At 68.0% G+C, this 3,749-nt stretch carries 4 protein-coding genes; 3 read left to right on the forward strand and 1 reads right to left on the reverse strand.

The annotated features are described in order from the left end of the window. From LPZ50_RS22850 to LPZ50_RS22860, 3 genes are all read left to right on the forward strand, one after another. On the forward strand, positions 1 to 721 hold a 721-nt coding region (locus LPZ50_RS22850; protein WP_230665109.1), incomplete at its 5' end, for a DNA-processing protein DprA. A 117-nt stretch (positions 722 to 838) separates the two neighbouring features. Further along, positions 839 to 1,747, forward strand: coding sequence for a hydroxymethylglutaryl-CoA lyase (locus LPZ50_RS22855; RefSeq protein ID WP_230665110.1), 909 nt, complete (start codon positions 839 to 841; stop codon positions 1,745 to 1,747). A gap of 75 nt (positions 1,748 to 1,822) precedes the next feature. Next, complete coding sequence (locus LPZ50_RS22860) at positions 1,823 to 2,299, forward strand: hypothetical protein (RefSeq protein ID WP_230665111.1); 477 nt, start codon at positions 1,823 to 1,825, stop codon at positions 2,297 to 2,299. A 34-nt stretch (positions 2,300 to 2,333) separates the two neighbouring features. Here LPZ50_RS22860 and LPZ50_RS22865 read toward each other — a convergent pair whose 3' ends face one another. Beyond that, positions 2,334 to 3,575 carry a PLP-dependent aminotransferase family protein gene (locus tag LPZ50_RS22865; RefSeq protein WP_230665112.1) on the reverse strand — a complete coding sequence of 414 codons (1,242 nt, stop codon included), beginning with the start codon at positions 3,573 to 3,575 and terminating at the stop codon, positions 2,334 to 2,336. Positions 3,576 to 3,749: the final 174 nt, after the last annotated feature.

Consider the following 3,749-nt stretch of genomic DNA (forward strand, 5'->3'; position numbering starts at 1 on the left):
GTCCCAGCTCACCCGGGTGGCCGCCGCCCTCCAGAAGCAGGCCATCCGGGACTTCGCGCCGCTGTGGCAGATCCCGGCGTCCGTCGACGCCTTCGACAGCCTGCACGACGTGCCGGTCGGCTACTGGCCGATGATCGTCCGCGACGACATCGGCGAACCCGGCGCGGCCGGTGTCCACATGGACAAGAACGGCCAGCCCTTCTCCCTGATCCAGTACAGCGACAGCTGGTCGCTGACCGCCAGCCACGAGATGCTGGAGATGCTCGGCGACCCCTGGGGCAACCGCCTGGTGGCGGGGCTGGCGCGCGGCGTGCTGGTGGTCGAGGCCGCACGCCAGAGCGGTTCGCTGATCACGGCGCGGCTGGCCGGCGAAAGCGGGCGCGAAGTCTTCGCCATTCCGGGTTCCATCCATTCGCCGTTGTCGCGCGGCTGCCATGCGCTGATCCGGCAAGGCGCCAAGCTGGTGGAAACCGCCAAAGACATTACCGACGAACTGGGCGGCGGCGGGCCCGCGGAACGCGTCACCGCCCAGGTTGCTGCCGCACCCGCGCAACCAGACACCCCGCTGCTGCGCGCCCTGGGCCACGATCCGCTGCACCTGGATGCCCTGCAGGCGCGCACCGGCCTGGATATTTCCGCGCTGACCACGCAGTTGCTGGAACTGGAACTGGCCGGCCGCGTGGCGCGGCTGGACGGCGGACGGTTCCAGCGGCTGGACTAAAGGCCGCCGGGTATCCGGCGCCGAACTGCGGCACGCATCGCGGGCGGGGCTACTATTATGATTATTCCCTGCCGCGCGCCCGCCGCGGGCGCGCCATCCACAACTACAGGAAGAGACATGGCACTGCCTTCCCGCGTCAAGATCGTCGAAGTATCTCCCCGCGACGGTCTGCAGAATGAAAAAGAACTGATCTCCACCGACATCAAGGTGGAACTGGTCGACCGCCTTACCGCCGCCGGCTTTCCGAACGTCGAAGCCACCTCGTTCGTGTCGCCCAAATGGGTGCCGCAAATGGCCGACGCCGCCGATGTGATGGCGCGCATCCAGCGCAAGCCCGGCGTCATTTATTCGGTGCTGACGCCCAACATGAAAGGGCTGGAAGGCGCGCTGGCCGCCAAGGCCGACGAAGTCGTGATCTTCGGCGCGGCCAGCGAGGCGTTTGCCCAGAAGAACATCAATTGCTCGATTGCGGAATCCATTGCCCGCTTCGAACCCGTGGCCGAAGCCGCGCGCGCGGCGGGCGTGCGGGTGCGCGGCGCCATCAGCTGCGCGCTGGGCTGTCCCTACCAGGGCGAAGTGCCCATCGAGTCCGTGGTGGACGTGGCGCGGCGCTTCATGGCGCTGGGCTGCGACGAAATCGACGTGGCTGACACCATCGGCGTGGGCACACCCCAGCGGGTGCGCGACGTGATGGCCGCCGTCACGCGGGACGTGGACCCGGCCCGGGTGTCGGGGCATTTCCACGACACCTACGGCCAGGCCCTGGCCAATATCCTGGCGGCGCTTGAAACCGGCATTACCATTTTCCATACTTCGGTGGCCGGCCTGGGCGGCTGCCCCTACGCCAAGGGCGCCACCGGCAACGTGGCCACCGAAGACGTGCTGTACATGCTGCGCGGCCTGGACATCGATACCGGCGTGGACTTCGACGCGGTGGTCGACATCGGCCAGTGGATGTCGGCCAATCTGAACCGCAAGGGCGGCAGCCGGGCCGGCAATGCCGTGGCCGCCAAGCGGGCCGCGTAACCAAAACCCACGTAGAATGCGCGCCAGGCGAGGCGATTCGGCCCTCGCCCCGCCGCACTACCGGGAACCACCCGCATGAACCCTCTTTTTGCCGCCCCCACCACGGAAGAACGCGATGCGCTGCTGCGCGAGATCGGGCCGTTGCCGCTGGCGGGCCAGGCCTGGCCCGACTGGGTGCGCATCCTGGCCTGGATCATCCTGGCGGTGATCGGCGTGCAGATCGTGTCGTCGGCCATCCGCCTGCCGCCCGGGCAGGTCAGCACCATGCTGGGCGTGATCGTGGTGCTGTGCTTCCTGGGGCTGGCGCTGGTGTCGTGGCATATGCAGAAGTCTGTCACCACCATCGACGAAGCCGGCCTGCGGCAAACCTGGATCACCCGGCGCGAAGTGGCCTGGCAGGATATCCAGTTTGCCAAGTTCGTGCCGCTGCTGTTCTCGAAGCGGCTGGTGGTGTTCACGCAGCGCGGCCGCCCCGTGGTGTTCCAGGGCGGCACGCGTGAACTGCAGATTGCTTTCGCAAAAATTTCGCTGCTGTACCGCCGCAAGCGCTAGGGCCCGCTGGCATCCGGGCGGGCCGGGCGCGGTGTCATGCCGCCAGCGACACCGACACGGGCGCATTGGCCTGGCAGGCGTCCAGCGCCTGGCCCAGGCGTTCGATGCCCTGGGCGATCTGGCCTTCATTCATGGTGGCGAACGACATGCGCATGGCGTTAAGGTCGGCCTGGTCCGCGTTGGCATAGAACGCCTTGCCCGGCACATACACCACGCCCTGTTCGATGGCATAAGGCAGCAGCCGCGTGGCATCGATATCGCCGTCCAGGCGCGCCCAGAAGAACATGCCGCCCTCGGGCTTGCGGAACGTGACACGGCCGGCCAGGGATTGCTGCAGTGCCTGCGCCAGCGCATCGCAACGGGCCCCATAGGCGGCGCGGATGCGCGGCACGTGCTGCTGGTAGCGGCCATCGGCCAGGTACTGCGCCACCACTTCCTGGATCCAGGCCGACGAGGCCATGTCGTCGGCCGCCTTGGCGCCCACGCAGCGGCGGCGCACTTCGGCCGGCGCCACCAGCCAGCCAATGCGCAAGGCCGGCGCCATGGTCTTGGACATGGTCGAGATGTACACCGCCCAGTGGCGCGCCTCGCCTTCGGCCAGCGCGGCGATGGGCGGCACGGGCTCGCCGGCGAAGCGCAGTTCACCGTACGGGTCGTCTTCGACGATGAGGAACTGGTGCTTGACGGCCAGTTCCAGCAGGCGCAGGCGGCGCTGCCGGCTGATGGTGGCGCCGCACGGATTCGAGAACGAAGCCACCACGCAGACGATCTTGGGCTTGATGCGGGCGGCCATGTCGTCCAGCGCGTCGACGTCCACGCCCTCGGGGCCGGACGGCACCGTATGCACCGTGGCGCCGGTGTAGCGCAACGCCTGCACCGAATTGGGAAACGCCGGGCTTTCGATGAAAGCGTGGTCGCCCGGCTGCAGCATGACCCGGCTGACCAGGGCCAGCGCCTGCTGCGAGCCGCCGGTGACTGCCAGTTCGGTATCAGGGTCGCAGACCAGGCCGCGCTCGGACGTAAGGCGCGCCAGTTCGTGGCGCAGGCTGGCCTGGCCATCGATATTGGAATACTGCAGGCAGGCGCCCAGGTGCGCCAGCACCTGATTGGACGCGGCGGTCAGGCCGTCGATATCGAACAGTTCCTGCGCCGGATAGCCGCCGGCCAGCGAAATGCTGCCCGGGCGCATGGCATACGACATGAGCGAACGGATGGGCGAGGCGGCGGGGGTTTGGAATGGCGTGGCGAAAGCGTAACTGGGCGCTGCGGAAGACATGATGGAAGGCGGCCGGGAAAGAAGATGGCATCGGGCGGCAGGGGCCGCGAGACGGCTTAAAACCTTGAAACATAAACAAATGCCAGACGATTCTATGCCTGGCCCCGGGGGCGGTCAACGCGCCGGCGGCCGGCGTGCGCCACCGGGCGCCGGCGCAGCGTTTATCATGGACGT

Origin of the sequence: Bordetella petrii (assembly GCF_020991325.1) — a bacterium.
Taxonomy (GTDB): domain Bacteria; phylum Pseudomonadota; class Gammaproteobacteria; order Burkholderiales; family Burkholderiaceae_B; genus Bordetella_A; species Bordetella_A petrii_E.